Origin of the sequence: Anoxybacillus sp. P3H1B (genome assembly GCF_001560855.1) — a bacterium.
Lineage (GTDB): Bacteria > Bacillota > Bacilli > Bacillales > Anoxybacillaceae > Anoxybacteroides > Anoxybacteroides rupiense.
Genome location: NZ_LPUG01000009.1, coordinates 384824 through 402858, shown reverse-complemented (window position 1 = coordinate 402858; position 18035 = coordinate 384824). Strand labels below are relative to the sequence as shown.

Annotated in this window: 20 protein-coding genes; 19 read left to right on the top strand and 1 reads right to left on the bottom strand. The window is 42.8% G+C overall.

Features of this window, described 5'->3' with window-relative positions; all coding sequences use genetic code 11:
- The first annotated feature begins 6 nt into the window (after nt 1-6).
- From ruvX to AT864_RS02295, 10 genes are all read left to right on the top strand, one after another.
- Nucleotides 7-423, top strand: coding sequence for a Holliday junction resolvase RuvX (gene ruvX, locus AT864_RS02340; RefSeq protein WP_044744633.1), 417 nt, complete (start codon nt 7-9; stop codon nt 421-423).
- A gap of 14 nt (nt 424-437) precedes the next feature.
- Nucleotides 438-731, top strand: coding sequence for a DUF1292 domain-containing protein (locus AT864_RS02335; RefSeq protein ID WP_044744632.1), 294 nt, complete (start codon nt 438-440; stop codon nt 729-731).
- Between the two features lie 111 nt (nt 732-842).
- On the top strand, nt 843-1937 hold the full coding sequence (gene mltG / locus AT864_RS02330; RefSeq protein WP_066146058.1) for an endolytic transglycosylase MltG: 1095 nt from the start codon (nt 843-845) through the stop codon (nt 1935-1937).
- Between the two features lie 116 nt (nt 1938-2053).
- Nucleotides 2054-2707: an O-methyltransferase gene (locus tag AT864_RS02325; RefSeq protein WP_044744630.1), complete on the top strand. Its 654-nt coding sequence runs from the start codon at nt 2054-2056 to the stop codon at nt 2705-2707.
- Nucleotides 2704-3633 (top strand): peptidase U32 family protein, encoded by a 930-nt coding sequence (locus AT864_RS02320; protein ID WP_066146054.1) that lies wholly within the window; start codon nt 2704-2706, stop codon nt 3631-3633. Before AT864_RS02325 ends, AT864_RS02320 begins: the two co-directional genes overlap by 4 nt.
- Nucleotides 3634-3657: 24 nt before the next feature.
- Nucleotides 3658-4923, top strand: coding sequence for a U32 family peptidase (locus AT864_RS02315; protein ID WP_044744628.1), 1266 nt, complete (start codon nt 3658-3660; stop codon nt 4921-4923).
- 1 nt (nt 4924) lies between these two features.
- Nucleotides 4925-5560, top strand: a complete 636-nt coding sequence (gene udk, locus AT864_RS02310) for a uridine kinase (RefSeq protein WP_066146051.1) — start codon at nt 4925-4927, stop codon at nt 5558-5560.
- A gap of 156 nt (nt 5561-5716) precedes the next feature.
- Nucleotides 5717-6193: a transcription elongation factor GreA gene (gene greA, locus AT864_RS02305; protein WP_044744626.1), complete on the top strand. Its 477-nt coding sequence runs from the start codon at nt 5717-5719 to the stop codon at nt 6191-6193.
- 55 nt (nt 6194-6248) lie between these two features.
- Complete coding sequence (locus tag AT864_RS02300) at nt 6249-8024, top strand: penicillin-binding protein 2 (protein ID WP_066146049.1); 1776 nt, start codon at nt 6249-6251, stop codon at nt 8022-8024.
- A gap of 110 nt (nt 8025-8134) precedes the next feature.
- Nucleotides 8135-8758, top strand: coding sequence for a YrrS family protein (locus tag AT864_RS02295; protein WP_066146558.1), 624 nt, complete (start codon nt 8135-8137; stop codon nt 8756-8758).
- A gap of 29 nt (nt 8759-8787) precedes the next feature.
- Here AT864_RS02295 and AT864_RS02290 read toward each other — a convergent pair whose 3' ends face one another.
- Nucleotides 8788-8994: a YrzA family protein gene (locus AT864_RS02290; RefSeq protein WP_044744624.1), complete on the bottom strand. Its 207-nt coding sequence runs from the start codon at nt 8992-8994 to the stop codon at nt 8788-8790.
- A 375-nt stretch (nt 8995-9369) separates the two neighbouring features.
- On the opposite strand from AT864_RS02290, the gene AT864_RS02285 reads away from it, so the two are divergent.
- The 9 genes from AT864_RS02285 (at nt 9370) to cas5b (ending at nt 18027) form a co-directional block, all read left to right on the top strand.
- A complete protein-coding gene (locus AT864_RS02285) occupies nt 9370-10011 on the top strand; it encodes a class I SAM-dependent methyltransferase (protein ID WP_066146046.1) in 642 nt (213 codons plus the stop codon).
- Nucleotides 10012-10029: 18 nt separating this feature from the next.
- Complete coding sequence (mtnN, locus tag AT864_RS02280) at nt 10030-10731, top strand: 5'-methylthioadenosine/S-adenosylhomocysteine nucleosidase (protein WP_066146556.1); 702 nt, start codon at nt 10030-10032, stop codon at nt 10729-10731.
- A 53-nt stretch (nt 10732-10784) separates the two neighbouring features.
- Nucleotides 10785-11708: a PLP-dependent cysteine synthase family protein gene (locus AT864_RS02275; RefSeq protein ID WP_066146043.1), complete on the top strand. Its 924-nt coding sequence runs from the start codon at nt 10785-10787 to the stop codon at nt 11706-11708.
- Nucleotides 11709-11710: 2 nt separating this feature from the next.
- Nucleotides 11711-12844 carry a bifunctional cystathionine gamma-lyase/homocysteine desulfhydrase gene (locus AT864_RS02270; protein WP_066146040.1) on the top strand — a complete coding sequence of 378 codons (1134 nt, stop codon included), beginning with the start codon at nt 11711-11713 and terminating at the stop codon, nt 12842-12844.
- Between the two features lie 72 nt (nt 12845-12916).
- Nucleotides 12917-13162, top strand: coding sequence for a YrhC family protein (locus AT864_RS02265; RefSeq protein WP_066146037.1), 246 nt, complete (start codon nt 12917-12919; stop codon nt 13160-13162).
- 779 nt (nt 13163-13941) lie between these two features.
- On the top strand, nt 13942-14670 hold the full coding sequence (cas6, locus tag AT864_RS02260; RefSeq protein WP_066146034.1) for a CRISPR-associated endoribonuclease Cas6: 729 nt from the start codon (nt 13942-13944) through the stop codon (nt 14668-14670).
- Nucleotides 14667-16439 (top strand): type I-B CRISPR-associated protein Cas8b1/Cst1, encoded by a 1773-nt coding sequence (gene cas8a1 / locus AT864_RS02255; RefSeq protein WP_066146031.1) that lies wholly within the window; start codon nt 14667-14669, stop codon nt 16437-16439. The genes cas6 and cas8a1 overlap by 4 nt, the downstream gene beginning before the upstream one ends.
- Nucleotides 16436-17323, top strand: a complete 888-nt coding sequence (cas7i, locus tag AT864_RS02250) for a type I-B CRISPR-associated protein Cas7/Cst2/DevR (protein ID WP_066146026.1) — start codon at nt 16436-16438, stop codon at nt 17321-17323. Before cas8a1 ends, cas7i begins: the two co-directional genes overlap by 4 nt.
- A gap of 2 nt (nt 17324-17325) precedes the next feature.
- Nucleotides 17326-18027, top strand: a complete 702-nt coding sequence (cas5b, locus tag AT864_RS02245) for a type I-B CRISPR-associated protein Cas5b (protein ID WP_066146022.1) — start codon at nt 17326-17328, stop codon at nt 18025-18027.
- The last annotated feature ends 8 nt before the right edge of the window (nt 18028-18035 follow it).

Below are 18035 nucleotides of genomic sequence, written 5' to 3'. Positions count from 1 at the left end.
TGATTTATGCGCATATTAGGATTAGATTTAGGGACAAAAACGCTCGGGGTGGCCGTGAGCGATGAATTCGGTTGGACCGCTCAAGGAGTAGAAACCATTCCGATTGATGAGGAAAAAAAGCAATTTGGCTTGGAGCGGCTTCGTGAAATTATGGAAGAATATCAGGTGGAAACAATTGTGCTCGGTTTTCCTAAAAATATGAACGGCACAGTTGGCCCACGCGGTGAAGCGAGCCAGCGTTTTGCGGAATGGCTGAAACGCCAATTTTCCTTGCCCGTTATTTTATGGGACGAGCGTCTGTCGACAACAGCGGCAGAACGTATGTTGATCGCTGCGGATGTAAGCCGAAAAAAACGGCGCCAAGTGATCGATAAAATGGCAGCCGTCATCATTCTGCAGTCGTATCTTGACAGTAAACGATAATTGGAGGAAATAACATGGAACATGGTGATAAGCAGATTACAGTCGTAGACGAAAACGGAAACGAGCAGCTATGCGAGGTATTATTCACATTTGAATCTGAGGACTTTGGAAAGTCGTACGTTTTTTATTATCCTATTGGGGTTGAGTACGAGGACGAGGAAGAAACAGAGATTCACGTTTCCGCTTTTATTTCAGGAGAAGGCGAGAAGGAAGGAGAACTTCAGCCGATCGAAACGGAAGAAGAATGGGATATGATCGAAGAAGTATGGAATACATTTTGTGCGGATCAGGAAGAAGACGAGGAATAAATTCCTAAGGCGGCCGGGTAAGGCCGTCTTTTTTTGTAGAAAAAAATAAGAGATAGAAGAAAAAAGCAGAAATTTGTAGTATAATATCTCGAGAATGAAGGGAGGGATTATATGGACCATAATGGATTTGCTTCAAAGGATATCCAAACAGTAAGAAAAGTGGTCTTTATGATTAGCGCGCTTGTTTGCGTATTGTTGCTGACAACCGTTATAGGCGGTTATGTATATATTCGATCTGCACTTCAGCCTGTCGATCCAGAGGATAAAAAAACCGTTCAAGTCTCGATTCCCATTGGCTCTTCTGTAAGCGATATTGCTGCAATCCTTGAAAAAAAGGGGATCATCAAAAGCGCGGCTGTATTTCGCTACTATGTCAAATTTAAAAATCATGCTGATTTTCAGGCAGGAAACTATCAATTGACTCGCTCGATGACGTTAGAAGAAATCATTTCCTCACTAAAAACAGGAAAAGTGATGAGGGAAATGAAGCTGAAAATCACGATTCCGGAAGGAAAACAGTTAACGCAAATCGCGACGATTATCGCTCAAAAAACAGGGTATAAGCAGGAACAGGTCATGAATCAGCTTAATGACCGTGCTTACATTCAAGAGCTGATCAAAAAATATCCGATGGTTCTGTCGCCAGATATCTTAAACAAAAATATTCGTTATCCGCTTGAAGGATATTTATTTCCAGCGACTTATTCCTTCCCGAAAAAAAAACCGCCGCTACCTGCTATTATCGAGCCAATGATCGCCAAAACGGCAGAAGTGCTTGCAAAATATGAAGAAAAGAAAACCGAGAAAGGATTTACGACCCATCGGCTATTGACAATGGCTTCACTCATTGAGGCAGAAGCAACGGAAAAGGCTGACCGTCAAAAAATTGCGAGCGTATTTTATAACCGTCTGCGCATCGGAATGCCGCTGCAAACCGACCCAACGGTGCTTTACGCACTAGGAAAGCATAAAGAACGCGTTTATTATGAAGATTTAAAGGTCAATTCTCCTTATAACACTTACATCCATCAAGGATTGCCGCCAGGCCCGATCGCAAATGCGGGAGAGATGTCGATTGAGGCGGCTTTGGAGCCGGCAGAAACCGGATATTTCTATTTTCTTGCTACTCCAGCCGGCGAAGTCATTTTTACGAGCACATTGGCTGAGCATAATCGCGAAAAGGCAAAGTATATTGGAAAAGAATAAATATTTCGCATTTCTGCCCGTTTTATGATAGTATATATAAAGTTATGGGTATGATCCTATATATTTCGTTCATAAGAGTCTAATGTGGACTCTTATTTTTACGAGGAGGAGCACGTTTGTTATCGCATGACATCATTCGCTATTTGCAAGATCTTATGCCAAAACGCGAAACAGTAATCCAAGAAATGGAAGATTATGCCCAAGAGCATCGTGTGCCCATTATGGATGCTGTCGGGATCGAAGTGGTGTTGCACGTTTTGCGTCTTATTCAGCCAATGCGCATTTTAGAAATCGGAACAGCGATTGGCTATTCGGCTATTCGGATGGCGCTGGCGCTGCCGAATGCGACGATCGTTACGGTCGAACGCGATCAAGAGCGGTATGAAAACGCGCTTTTTTATATAGAGCGAACCAAAACAGCTCATCAGATTCATGCGCTGTTTGGCGATGCGCTTGAAGTATCCAGCGAAGTAGAAAAATATGCCCCATTTGATGCCATTTTTATCGATGCAGCAAAAGGGCAGTATCAGCGGTTTTTTGAAATGTACGAGCCGTTTTTGGCTCCCCGTGGCGTTATCATTACCGATAATGTCCTTTTTAAAGGGCTTGTGGCGGCAGGAGATGGGATTGAAAATAAGCGAATTCGTTCGCTTGTGAAGAAAATTCGCCAATATAATCAGTGGCTGATGCAAAATGAAGCTTATGATACCGTCATTTTGCCGGTCGGCGACGGCATTGCCATATCGAGAAAAAGAGGTGAGAAACAGTGAAAAAACCAGAATTGCTTGTAACACCGACAGACGTTTCCCATATCCATGCTTTGGCGCAGGCAGGAGCGGATGCCGTTATAGTTGGCGAACAACGCTATGGTTTGCGCTTAGCTGGAGAGTTTAAGCGCGCTGAAATGGCGGAAGCGGTGGAAGTGGCCCGCCAGCATGGGATTCGCGTGTATGCGGCGATGAATGCGATTTTTCATAATGAGAAAATAGACGAACTAGGTGAGTATATTCGTTTTTTAGCTGATAGCGGCGTGGATGCTATCGTATTTGGAGATCCTGCTGTATTAATGACTGTACGTGAAGTAGCTCCGCATATGAGGCTTCATTGGAATACGGAAACAACGGCAACCAATTGGTATACATGCAACTACTGGGGGCGAAAGGGCGCGAAACGCGCGGTTTTAGCACGTGAATTAAATATGGATGCCATTATGGAGATTAAAGAACATGCAGAAGTGGAGATTGAAGTGCAAGTGCATGGAATGACATGTATGTTTCAATCAAAGCGGTCGCTCATCGGCAACTATTTTGAATATCAAGGAAAAATGATGGAAGTTGAAAAGCAAAAGTATGAAAAAGGAATGTTTCTGCATGACAAAGAGCGTGGTAACAAATATCCGATTTTTGAGGATGAAAACGGGACGCACATTATGAGCCCGAATGATATTTGCATTATTGACGAGCTTGAGGAAATGGTGGATGCGGGAATCGATAGCTTTAAAATTGACGGTGTGCTTCATGAATCGGACTATATTACGAAGGTGACAGCGATCTATCGCCGTGCCATTGATTTATGTGCGGGGAACCGCGAGCAGTATGAAGTGGAAAAAATGCAGCTGTTGGAGGAAATTGAAGCGATTCAGCCAAAGCATCGTCCTTTAGATACAGGATTCTTTTTTAAAGAAACGATTTATTAAATGCAACATAAAGGAGGGAGCGGTATGTTGAAAAATGATCAAATTTCGCAAATCGTGAATGGAAAGCGTGTGATTGTGAAAAAGCCTGAGCTGCTTGCTCCTGCCGGTAACCTAGAAAAATTAAAAGTAGCTGTCCATTATGGAGCGGATGCTGTCTTTATCGGCGGCCAAGAATATGGGCTTCGTTCCAACGCCGACAATTTTACGCTTGAAGAAATGGCAGAAGGAGTCCAATTTGCCAATAAATATGGTGCCAAAATTTATGTGACGACAAACATTTATGCTCATAACGAAAATATCCCTGGACTTGAGGAGTATTTACAGGGGCTTGAGGAAGCGGGTGTGCATGGCATTATCGTGGCGGATCCTCTGATCATTGAAACGGCTCGCCGGGTAGCGCCAAAGCTAGAGGTGCATTTAAGCACCCAGCAATCTTTGGCTAACTGGAAAGCGGTGCAATTTTGGAAGGAAGAAGGACTGGAGCGCGTCGTGCTGGCCCGTGAAACAAGTGCGGAGGAAATTCGTGAAATTAAAGAGAAGGTGGATATTGAAATAGAAACCTTCATCCATGGGGCGATGTGTATCGCCTACTCAGGGCGATGTGTCTTGAGTAACCATATGACGGCTCGCGATTCCAACCGCGGCGGCTGTTGTCAATCATGCCGCTGGGATTATGATTTGTACAAGCTCGACGGCAGCCAGGAAATCGCTTTATTTGATGAAAATGATGATCCGTTTGCCATGAGCCCGAAAGATTTAAATCTTATTCAATCTATTCCAAAAATGATCGAATTGGGCATTGATAGCTTAAAAATTGAGGGACGGATGAAGTCGATTCATTATGTGGCCACCGTTGTCAGCGTCTATCGCAAAGTGATCGATGCCTATTGTGCCGATCCAGACCATTTTGTGATTCAAAAGGAATGGCTCGATGAGCTTGATAAATGTGCCAACCGTGATACAGCACCTGCCTTTTTTGAAGGGGTGCCGGGATATAAAGAACAGATGTTTGGGGTGCACAGCAAAAAAACAACCTACGATTTTGCTGGTTTTGTGTTGGACTATGACCGCGATACGAAAATGGTGACTTTACAGCAACGCAATTTCTTTAAACCTGGCGATGTTGTTGAATTTTTTGGTCCGGAAATCGATAACTTTACCCAAGTGGTGGGCACGATCTGGGATGAAGATGGAAACGAGATCGATGCAGCGCGCCATCCTTTACAAATCGTAAAATTTAAAGTAGAAAAAGATGTCTTCCCGTACAACATGATGAGAAAGGAGCGCTAAGATGGGGAAGAAGCCGGTGGTGATCGGAGTCGCAGGCGGCTCCGGTTCGGGGAAAACGAGTGTTGTCAGAGCCATTTATGAGCATTTTCAAGGGCATTCGATTTTAATGCTTGAGCAGGATTATTACTACAAAGATCAAAGCCATCTTCCATTTGAAGAGCGTCTAAAAACAAACTATGATCACCCTTTAGCTTTTGATAATGATTTATTAATTGAGCATTTGCATAAGCTGCTCAGCTATGAGCCGATCGAAAAGCCGGTTTACGATTACACGCTGCATACAAGAGCGGATGAAGTCATTTATGTCGAACCGAAAGATGTGATTATTTTAGAAGGAATTCTCGTATTAGAAGATGAGAGATTGCGCAACTTAATGGATATTAAAGTATATGTAGACACAGATGCCGATATTCGGATTATTCGCCGGCTGCAGCGCGATATTAACGAGCGCGGCCGAACATTGGAATCCGTGATTGACCAGTATGTTTCAGTCGTTCGTCCTATGCACAACCAATTTGTTGAACCGACGAAGCGGTATGCCGATATTATTATTCCGGAAGGCGGTCACAATCACGTAGCGATCGATTTGATGGTTACAAAAATTCAAACAATTCTTGAACAAAAGTCTTTTTTGTAATAACATAGCATAGATAACATATGAAGGATGAACGTTTCTTACCGTTCGCGGACATTTGGCTTAAGGGATATGCATATTCATAAAGCCTTATTTGTACGAACGCGCTTTGCCGTTCGTACCTTTTATATACATAAATATTTAAGGAGGTAAGGGGATATGTCAAATGAAAAACAATATCCAATGACGAAAGCAGGGAAGGAGAAGCTTGAACAGGAGCTTGAATATTTAAAAACGGTCAAGCGCAAGGAAGTCGTTGAACGCATCAAAATCGCACGCGGATTTGGCGATCTTTCCGAAAACTCCGAGTACGATGCGGCAAAAGATGAACAGGCCTTTGTAGAATCACGTATCCAAACATTAGAAAACATGATTCGCAATGCGCAAATTATCGAAGAAGACACTGAAAATCCAGATATCGTATCTCTTGGAAAATCTGTGACTTTTGTTGAGCTACCTGATGGTGAAGAAGAAACATATACGATTGTCGGAAGCGCTGAAGCGGATCCGTTTGAAGGAAGAATTTCCAATGATTCACCAATTGCTAAATCGCTAATCGGGAAAAAAGTAGGCGATGAAGTCAGCGTACAAACACCTGGCGGCGAGATGCTTGTCAAAATCGTAGCTGTACAGTAATAGAAAAGGTTTTAAAATCTTACACCTCGTCAACAATGAAGACGAGGTGTTTTTTATGAGCAAAAAACGGATGATCATCATGAGTGCACTTATACAACTTGGCATTTTTTTATTAATTGGCCGTCTTGTCCAAATTCAACTAGTGAGCACGGAATCATTTTCAAAAAATCATGTGAATTTAATTGAGGAAAGCGTGGCTCAGCGAACACAAGAAATGGTCATTAGCGATGGGCGCGGAACGTTTGTGGATCGCAGCGGTCAGCCGCTTGCAGAACAATCTGTTCCTTCCCTTATCTTGTTTCCTTTTTTAAAGAAAATGGATTGGCCAGTGGAAAAGGTGGCGGACATTTTACACGTTTCCGCAAGCTCCATTCGTTTACAGCTACAAGATGCGAAAGAACCGTTTGTGCTTTTAGCGGAAGACAGACCGCTTTCATTAACAAAGAACGAAATAAAAAAAATTAACCAGCTCCACATTCCTGGTGTCCTGGCCATTAATAAACAATATCCATTGGAGCATCCGTATGCTGAACATCTGCTCGGTTTTACACGAGAGGATCCGCAACTGCTGCGAGAGCGTTATCGTGACCGGAACCTTTCGCCGCACACAAAAATCGGGATTCATGGATTAGAAAAGGCATTTGATGAATTTTTGCTGCCTGAGGGAGAAACAAAGCTGTTATACCATGTCGATGCAGAAGGCGGGCCGTTATTTGGCATTGATGTGAAATATAACGATCCGGGAAATCCTTTTTATCCGATTACGGTTCAGACAACACTCGATCGCGACTTGCAGCGAATAATGGAGAAGGTATTAGAGGAGCACCAATTGAAAAAAGGTGGAGCTGTGCTGCTGGATGTAGAGACAAATAGCGTCTTGGGGATGGCCAGCCGACCAGCGATGGATCCGCGCGATCCATATAAAAATAATGCCGCGGAAAATCAAATGCTTCTCCCGCAAATTCCTGGCTCGGTCTTTAAAACGGTGATCGCTGCTGCTGCTATCGATAAAGGGGTGGCTACTAACAAACGAGCATTTGATTGCAGTCGAAAAATTGACGGCGCTACCCCTGATACGGAGCATTCTTATGGCGTGCTGCCTTTCGATGAAAGTTTTGCTGTCAGCTGCAACAACGCTTTTGCTACTTTAGGAAAAGAGCTTGTCAAGCAAGACCCTAACGTCATTGAACAATATGCGCAAATGCTTGGTTTGTATCCGCTTGTCGGCTGGGAGGGAGATGTATATCATTTTAAAAATTTCCGCCAGCTTCCTGAAGAAAAAAGCGGGACGATTTGGTATGACAAAAGCGACAAGTCCGTTCCTCTAGCCATAGCGCAAACGTCGATTGGACAGAAAAATGTCCGTGTTTCTCCGCTTGCTATCGCTAACATGATGGCCACGATTGCTAGGGGAGGAGAAGCAGAACAGGTAAGAGCCGTCGAGAAGATGCTCTATAAAAATGGAACCACCTTCTTTTCGTTTCATAAGCAGCCGTTTTCGAATGAAGGATCACTGTTGCGGTCGACAGTGACGAAATTGCAGGAGCTGCTTCGCAAGGTCGTTACCGATGAGCGCGGCACAGGCCGGAGATTTCAAACGCTTCCCTATGCGGTAGCAGGCAAATCGGGAACGGCGCAAACGGAAAAAAAGGCGGCAAATGGAGAAGCGCTGATTAATAAATGGTTTGCGGGCTATTTTCCAGCAGAAGCGCCTAAATATGTGCTGGTTGTTGTTGATCTTGACAGTCCGAACTCACAAGCTGTGACAAATGATGTATTTTATGATATTGTCAAGAGAATATATGAGTTTGATACGAAACAACATTCATAGGACGGAAATCCGAAATCATCAAGAAATCGTTTATGAGGATGAAGCAAAATGTTACAATAAAAACGATCGTAAGGACGCAGGGAGGGATAGGATTGGCAAAAGAAAAAGAAATGAATTCGCGTTTTGAACAGCGTGCCAAACGCCGAAAGATCAATCGCGTGTTAAATATCGCTCTTGTGTGCGTGTTAATGCTGATTATCTTTTTTAGCTGGCAGCTGCTTTTCTCGCACGATGATAAGGACAGCGCACAGCCAGCGACAAAAGAAAAAGTCATAAAGAAAAAAGAAGAGGAAGATGAAAAGGTGGAAGTAGAAATAGGCGATACAAAAACAACACAAGAGAAGGACGGTGAAACAGCTGATGAAGAGGAACAGCCATCCGAAGAAGAACAACCATCACAGGAAGTAATTGAAACAGCTGGCGATCCTTCTTCTGGAGTGTTGAAGGAAATTATTAATCCATCGTGGCAGCCAATTGGGACGACGCAAACAGAGCCGCATGTCACTCAATTTGACGAGAATTCAGTCGATTGGAAGGAAATGCTGGATGCTGTCAGCTATGCCACTGGAGTGTCGCCAGCAGATATGATTGTGTGGTTTATTGGCAACAATGGTCCGAATAAAGCGGTGGCTACCATTTCTCCTAAGGACAAAAGCGCCAAATATCGCGTGTATATTGAATGGGTGGAAAATCAAGGATGGAAACCGACGAAAATGCAGCAGCTAAAAAATTAAACGGATTTCTCCATAAGCGAGAAATCCGTTTATTTTTTGGCTTTGAAATGAACAACGGCGCTGTAAAACCGTTGTCCGTTTGCTGAGACGTGCATTTGATGGGAAACATGATGAACCTCGAGCAAAAGCGCTTTATTATGCTCGATTTGTTCATTGATTTTTTTCTCTAAGGTGGCTAAATCTGCGGCTTCAAAGCATTCGACTTTATCTTGGATCAAGTCAAGCGAAATGTTCAATGGCTATCCCTCCTTCTTAATTTATACAAATAGGCAATTGCGCTTATGATTGCTTGGAAAAGCTCTATTTTTCGGTGATCGGACGCAAGTGAACGTGCCGTCGTCACGCTAAAGTGCGTGACAGAGAAGCAAATGACGAGTCCAATTCATTGGTTTGGAAGCAGCACAATATAATTCGGTCACCCGACCGTCGGAATCAAACAATCGCCTAACCGAAGCAACGAAAATAATGGACCTGCCCAATTCTCTATATACACATGTAGTGTAGCATATTTTCATTGAACAAATGAAAAAAATATGATAGATTGAGAACAGCATAGCAGTTAATTCATAGTATACTTATATGAATTATAAAAATTTTGGAGTGTGACATCGATGGGTAGAGAATTCCTTGATTTATTTGAAACGTGGGCACAGTCATATGATGAATCTGTTCATGGACATGACGAGCAATATCGAGATGTATTTGCTGAATATGATACGATTTTAAATACAGTTGTTGGAAAATCAGGAAATGTTGTGTTGGAGTTTGGCGTCGGCACAGGAAATTTAACGCAAAAATTGCTTCGCAGCGGCAAAACGGTTTATGGTATTGAACCTTCGGAGCCGATGCGCCAAAAGGCGTTTGAAAAGCTGGGCGATACGGTCACGATTCAGGACGGCGATTTTTTAAGCTTTCCATTGCCGAATGAACCGATTGATACGATTGTCAGCACATATGCTTTCCATCACCTGACAGATGAAGAAAAAGAACAAGCGATTAGCCAGTATGGAAAGATGCTGAACAAAGGTGGTAAAATAGTGTTTGCGGATACAGCTTTCGTCGATCGCGAGGCTTTCGAGCAAATGGTCATCGAAGCAAAGGAAAAAGGGTTTCATGATTTGGCTGAAGATTTAAAGCGCGAATACTATCCGACATTGCCGGTGCTTGAGAGCATGTTTACGAAGCACGGATTCTCTGTATCTTTTGTACCGATGAACCGTTTTGTTTGGTTGATGGAGGCTACGAAACAATAGGTGAAAGAGGTTGAAGGGATGAAGGTAGCAATTATTGGAGCGATGGAAGAAGAAGTCGCCATTTTAAGAGAAAAAATGGACAACCGTCAAGATACGGTTGCTGCCAATTGCGAATTTTACACAGGAACATTAAACGGTGTTGATGTTATTTTATTAAAATCAGGAATCGGCAAGGTCAATGCGGCCATGTCAACGACGATTTTGCTTGAACGTTTTCGGCCGGATTATGTGATTAATACAGGCTCCGCAGGCGGATTTTCCGCTTCGCTCAATGTGGGGGATATTGTCATTTCCAGCGAGGTTGTTCATCATGATGTTGATGTGACGGTATTCGGCTATGAATATGGGCAGGTACCTGGTATGCCTGCACGCTATGCGGCGGATGCTAAACTTGTTGCTATCGCGGAAGCAAGTGCTGAGCGCATTCAAGGAATCCAAGTGGTCAAAGGCTTGATTGCGACAGGCGACTCATTTATGAACGATCCGGAACGAGTAGCATTTGTGCGCGAGAAGCTAACAGATTTGCATGCAGTGGAGATGGAAGGGGCAGCCATTGCGCAAGTATGCTTCCAATTTGGCGTCCCGTTCGTTGTGATTCGCGCCCTTTCTGACATTGCTGGTAAAGAATCAAACGTGTCATTTGAGCAATTTTTGCACAAAGCAGCGCTCCATTCTTCCGAGCTTGTTCAAATGATGGTGGATGAATTAAAACATTCATAGGAAGGAGAGGGAATGCTCTCTCCTTTTTTCATGATGAAGAAAGAGGTGACAGCATGAAAGTAGCCAAAAGTGTTCACGAATTAGTCGGAAATACTCCGATTGTGGAAATTACCCGATTCCCTCTGCCAAAAGGCGTGCGTTTGTTTGCTAAACTGGAATATTTGAATCCGGGTGGAAGCGTAAAAGATCGCCTTGGCCAAGAATTGCTGCAGGATGCGTTTGAAAGCGGCAAGCTAAAAGAAGGTGGAACCATTATTGAGCCTACGGCTGGCAATACAGGGATCGGATTAGCGTTGGCGGCCATTGGCAAAAACGTCAATGTGATTTTTTGTGTGCCGGAAAAATTCAGCGTGGAAAAACAGCAGCTCATGCGGGCGCTTGGCGCAACAGTTGTTCATACACCGATGAGCGATGGAATGCAGGGAGCGATTAAAAAGGCGAAAGAACTGCTAGCAGAAATTCCAAATTCATATTGCCCACAGCAATTTGCCAATCCAGCGAATCCAAGAACGTATTACAAAACGCTCGGTCCAGAGCTTTGGGAGCAGCTTGATGGAAACATTGATATTTTTGTAGCTGGTGCGGGAACAGGTGGAACATTCATGGGAACGGCGCAATTTTTGAAGGAAAAAAATGCGGGCATCAAAACCGTCATTGTTGAACCAGAAGGCTCCATTTTAAATGGAGGAGAGCCGGGGCCGCATAAAACGGAAGGGATCGGTATGGAGTTTCTTCCAGAATATATGGATGAGAGCTACTTTGATGCCATTCATACGATCACGGATGAAGATGCTTTCCGACGCGTGCAGGAATTAGCAGCAAAAGAAGGTTTGCTCGTTGGCAGCTCTTCAGGCGCCGCTTTCCACGCCGCTATGCTTGAGGCTCTTCAGGCGCCGCCTGGGACCCATATTGTCGTGATTTTTCCAGATAGCAGCGAACGGTATTTAAGCAAAAAAATTTACGAAGGTGGGATATAACAATGAGACGGAAAACGAAGCTTATTCATGGCGGAATTGCTGGCGATCCGCATACGGGAGCCGTATCAGTGCCGATTTATCAAGTGAGTACGTATAAGCAAGAGGGCGTCGGCGGACATAAAGGCTATGAATATTCCCGCACAGGAAACCCAACACGCCATGCTCTAGAAGAGCTTATAAAAGACCTTGAGGAAGGCTATGCAGGCTTTGCCTTCAGTTCAGGCATGGCGGCGATTACAGCGGTCATGATGCTGTTTAATAGCGGCGATCATGTCATTTTAACGGATGATGTGTATGGCGGTACGTACCGTGTCATGACAAAAGTGCTCCACCGCCTTGGCATTGAATCGACATTTGTGGATACAAGCGATTTAACGAACATTGAAAAACAGCTGCGTCCGAACACAAAAGCCATCTACATCGAAACACCAACCAACCCGTTATTAAAAATTACGGATTTGAAAGAGGCGGCCGCCATCGCCAAACGGCACGGATTGCTGACGATTGTCGATAACACCTTCAGCACTCCATATTGGCAAACACCGATTGCGCTTGGTGCGGATATCGTCGTTCATAGCGCAACGAAATATTTGGGCGGTCACAGTGATGTGGTCGCAGGGCTTGTTGTTGTAAATTCGGAGCCGTTAGCTACAGATTTGCATTTTATTCAAAATTCAACTGGCGGCATTCTCGGCCCGCAGGATTCATGGCTGTTAATGCGCGGTATAAAAACGCTCGGTATCCGCATGGAAGAGCACGAGCAAAATACGCGTAAAATTGTTGAGTTTTTAGCAGGACATCCAGCAGTGAAAAACATCTACTATCCAGGACTTGAAACGCATCCGAATCATGAAATTGCGAAAAAGCAAATGCGCGGCTTTGGCGGCATGGTATCGTTTGATGTGGGAAGCGCTGAAAAAGCGGATCAGTTATTAAACCGCGTTCAATATTTTACCCTTGCGGAAAGCCTTGGAGCTGTAGAAAGCTTGATTTCGCTTCCAGCAAAAATGACACATGCTTCCATTCCACAAAAGCGGCGTGAAGAGCTTGGCATTACTGATGGACTTGTCCGTATTTCGGTTGGTCTTGAGGATGTGGAAGACTTGCTAGAGGATTTAACACAAGCATTGGCATAAATTACATCGCCTTCTTTTCGCCTTCCTATGGTACAGTGAAAAGAGAAGCACGGATCAGGGAGGGAAGCGGAATTGCGTCAACGGGAACGAAAGCAGCTTCGCGCGAAGGCGAATGATTATAAAATGTACAGTCTCGTTTTGTTGGCGATCGGCGCGCTGTTTTATCTCGGTGTGATTTTACCTGGTGCGCTCGAAGCCGGCAAAAAGCCATTGATCCTTATTGCGATCGCGGCTTTTTTGGCCGCTTCGATCTATTTTCTGCGCCGTTCAGCCGCATGCAGGCGAATGCTTGAAGATGAGGACGAAATGTCTCTATAGAAAGCCGATCCTTCACAAAGGAAGGATCGGCTTTCTTTCATGGTTTTATAGGCCGGATTACTTACAATTAATATGATGGCTATTTAACAAGGACTTATGGACTATAGACATCTTGATTGCCTCTAGAACGAATTTCGCAAATTGTTCAAAAACCGGCTGAGTTCCCTGCGTTTCATCGATGTAAAATAAAAATAAACAACCGTTAAGGGAGGAAAAAGGGATGTTCGCCATGGTGATGGGGATTGTTATTACAGCGTCAATTGCGCTCATTATTAGCGCAGAAGTCAGCGTAGAAGCGGAGTGAAGTAGAAGAAAGCGGCCTTCTTGAATAAGAGGCCGCTTTTCATGTAAGAGGTTAGTTCTATCTAGCAGAAAGCAAACAGAACTTAGTCATTGAAAAAATTAGTTTATGTTAAATAATGGAATTGTTGCGATTTAGACATATCATTATTTAAAAGCTACATGAATTTGAGGTTTACATATAAAATTAGGTTTTATTCTTACATGATGTCGAACGTTTGTTATGGTCGTCTATCTAAAAAGGAGAGGCTGAAAAGATAAAATTTTTATTGTTGTATCAAGATTGCTCATTTTTTTAGAAAAAATATATATTCAGAAACACCCCGAACAGTATGCCCTTTTTTATGATACGCCGCCTGTGCTTCAGGGCAATGAGGTGAACATAGATCGATAAAAAACAGAGTATTTCGACAAATAATGACAACATTTTTTGCTGGAGTGATTTAGAATAGTACATATGTATTAAGGGGAGGTGTGTCATGAGAATTTTATGTACGTTTAAAACCGACAAAATACCTATTAATTATCGGATGACCATTGTATCCATCATGAAAGAAGCATTAAAAGCATCAGACGAGTCCTATTATCAAAAATTGTATCGACAAGGAAAACGGACAAAACCATTTGTTTTTTCGGTTTTTCTCAAAAACTTTGAATATGAACATGATGAAATCAGATTAGATGAATTAACGATTATACTTAGTTCTCCAGACTATGAGTTTTTATTGAATGTGTATAACGGTTTACAAAAAAACAAGGAATTCTTATACAAACATTATCAATTGTCAAGGAAAAAAATGAGCATCGTAAAAGAAAAACAAGTGGGTGGTTCTAAAGTTGTCTTCCGTACTCTTTCCCCTATTTTAGTCGAAGATGAACAAGGATTGCCGGTTTCACCTAATGACCCTAGCTATGAAAAGCATATCAATCATTTGGCCAATTTGATTTTATTTGAATATCGGGGAGTTGGATTATTTACGCCTCTTTTGATTCGACCGCTTAAATTTAGAAAGATGGTTGTTAAAGAGTCAAATCGGGAGTTTGAGCGTAAATTTGGGCATCAGTCCTATTTGTATTTCACTGCGTACCATGGTTTTTTTGAGATCACAGGACATCCTAATGATTTGCAATTGCTGTATCAGCTCGGTTTATCCAAACGCCGCAACCAAGGATTTGGCATGCTGGAAGTGGAGGAGGTGAAAGGATGAAAGTTGAACTGAGGATGGGCGAGTGGATGATCAATATGGGGCTTGTCGGTCTCTACCGCGTCTTTGAGTACGGACAAAAGCAAGGGATCATCCATGATGAATACAAAAGCAGCATTGTCGTCCAACCGTGGGGAATCGAACTTGATACGAAGGTATTGCCGCAGTTGCCGCGGGCGTATTTTTTGTATTTGTTGGATGAGTACAGCGTTGCGAGACGTGAAAGTGAGAAGCTCGACACATACATGGAACAAGCGAAAAAAGAGGAGCAATTTAAAAACGCTGTATCTTCCATCAAAAAAACGATGGAAATAGGAAAGAAAGTGCTAAAATATTATCCTAACAAAGAACTAGAACATATCTTGGAAAAAATGAAGCAAATAAAAAAATATGAACAGTTTGAGATCTTAACAGACTGTGTTCGTTCTTTTAAGGAAGTGCTTCATGAAACGGAAGTGAATGAGAAGCTGACTTTTAATTATTTTAAAGCTGCCATTCTTCAGGCGTTTTTTGGTCAAGTTTCATTTTTAAATGTATCTAAAAACAATTTAAATTTAGAAGAGCATATTGAAGAATTTCAAAAAAGCTACATAGTTCCTGTTGTTTGTGATTTAGGTTTGGAGCAAGTATTGAAACAAGCGACTTCTTCGGAAGAAGTGCACGCTTTTTTAGATCAACATAAAGACTATAAAGTGTTCAAACAGTGGAAACGGGGGTGGAAAAAGAAAGATATTGCCCAAATTCGTGAAGACGTTAAAACGAAGTTGAATCACTGTCTTTTCTTTCATGAACATATCGCTTTTTACAATTTTGAAGAAATGGTATTCTCTCCGATCGGCGTGGCCAAAGATAACGCGTTTAACTTTAGCTGGCACTTTCAAGATGATCAACCTAAACCACTTTCTTCTTTAGCCAAAATGGTTCTTTTCTTTGCGCCGATCGGCGTGGCTGTGTATTTCAAAACTGAAGGCGTGAATGGACAAACACAACCGCGCTTATATGCGGGATTTGTGCAAACAGACGCTACGTTTTCTGAGATTTTACAAAAAAATAATCATTTTAAACAGTTAAAGAAGCAAAAAGAACCATTCAATAAAATTGTCAGCCAACTGATCCAAGGTATCCAAAAAGAATCGGATTACGTCGTTGAACATCTGTTTTTCCTAGAGTTTTTCTCTGAATATAGCAGTAAAAAAACGCATTTACATTACTATCATTTGCCTATGTACTTAGCCCATTACTTTAAAAGATATGCCAACAAGCTTGATTATATTAAGCCATACGATTATCGCGAACATTTTGTTCAACACGTTTTGCGCGGCGCCGATCCGATTTATGTGATTTACCACTATTTGCGCGATTGCATCAAAAGTGGAAAAAGCATGATCGGTCCATACATTGCTGTGCGGGAACGAAATCGAATTATGCAGTTTAAAAAAGGAGTGAAAGATATGACCGCTGCTGATAAAAGGGTAAGCGCCTTGTTTCATCAAGGGAGGGAGATTCGCAAAGCGATGATTCAATCAAGCGGATCGGATAAAAAAGTGACAAGCATTGCCTATCGTCTGTTAAATGCTGCAAAAGCAGGAAATAAAAAAAGTTTTATGGATACGTTGTTTCGCGTTTATATGTCAGTCGACCGCCCAATCGCACCGATTTTTTTAAATGCGCTCCATGAACGCGACTTAGATTTTGCGACGGTTGCCAACGCTTTTATCTCAGGATTATTAGCAGATCAATATAAAGAAGAACAAGAGGAGGTACAAGCATGAAAAAAGCATTGACGATGACGGTGATTTTTCAAGCGAATTCTCTTAACTACGGTGAAGGAATTGCGAACATTTCAGAGTTGAAAAAGTTTCATCGCGGCAATGGCGAAGTCCATACTTACGCATCGCGCCAAAGCATCCGCTACGATATTGTTCGCCTCGGGAATGAATGGTTTGGATGGAACTTAAACACAGTCGACAAAGCGAGCGGAGTTGTTCAATTTAAAAAAGAGGCGACAATTGAAGATTCGGTAGAAATGGATTTATTCGGGTATTTAAAAACGGATAAAAATTCACAAAAACGCCCGGCTGTTGTGCGGTTAAGCCATGCGATTTCGCTTGAGCCGTACAAAAGCGATTTAGAGTTTTTAAACAATATGGGGCTTGCCAGCCGCATTGGTCAAGACGCTAACCTTGCAAACATTGAGCAGCACCACAGCTTTTACACCTATACACTCACCATTGATTTAAGTCGAGTTGGTGTCGACGGTGAAATCGAACTTCCAAATGAGGAAAAAGCGAGACGTATTCAACAGCTCTTTGAAATTTTAAAAGGGTTGAATCGAAACATTCGCGGCCGTCAAGAAAATTTATCTCCACTTTTTGTCATCGGTGGTATGTACGAGGTAGCCAACCCGTTTTTCCTTGGCCGAGTCGAAGTGGGCGCCACGTCGAATGGATGGGAAGTAAAGACAAAACAAATTCGTGACATCATGGAACAAACGTTTGTGGGGCAGGCGATTGGTGAGGATACGCGTATGGGTGTATTGAGCGGCATGTTTGCCAATGAAGGCGAGCTTTACGATGAATTTGCAGGCAAAGTGACGCCGATTGAGCCGTTTTTCCAATACATGTCCGCAAAAATCCAAGAGTATTACGGTGTGTGAGTATGAAAGCGTTGCGTCTAAAACTTTTTCAAGAAACTGCCTGCTATAAAAAGCCGTTTGCTTCTAAAGTAGCGGAAACATATCCGTTACCGCCGTATTCGACAGTCAAGGGAATGCTTCACGCGCTTGTTCAAGCTGAACAGTTTATTCCAATGCGTTTAAGCGTTCAAGGAACGTATGAAGCGAAACTACTTGATTATCAGCGCTACTATTTTTTTAAAAAGAAAGAGTTGTCAAGCTTTCCGCTTATATTAGACGGATTGGCCCGCATTGATTTTTCTTACGATAAAGATGAGATTACAACGATGCCGATGTACACGCATCTCCTATACCATGTCCATTTAGTGGTTCACGTTGCCGCTGACCAGCATATTTTGGAACGAATCATGGAAGGAATCGAAGGAAGCGACCATCACTACAGTCTTGGACGATGGGAAGATTTAGTCCGGGTTGATGAATACAAGCTCGTCGATGTAGAGGAGCTGGAGGACGAGCAAGATTTGCGGTATAACGCCTATATTCCAAGAAGCATGCTCGATCCGGAAACGAAAAATATTCCGTATCAATTAAATTGGAAATATGAAATTGTCAATGGGATTCGCCAATGGGAAAAAATCGATGTTGGTTACGTGCTGAAAGGAATGGTTGCTCCTGAAAGAGCGTTCATTGATGAAGACGGGGAGTTAGTATTTTATCACATATAGGGAGGATG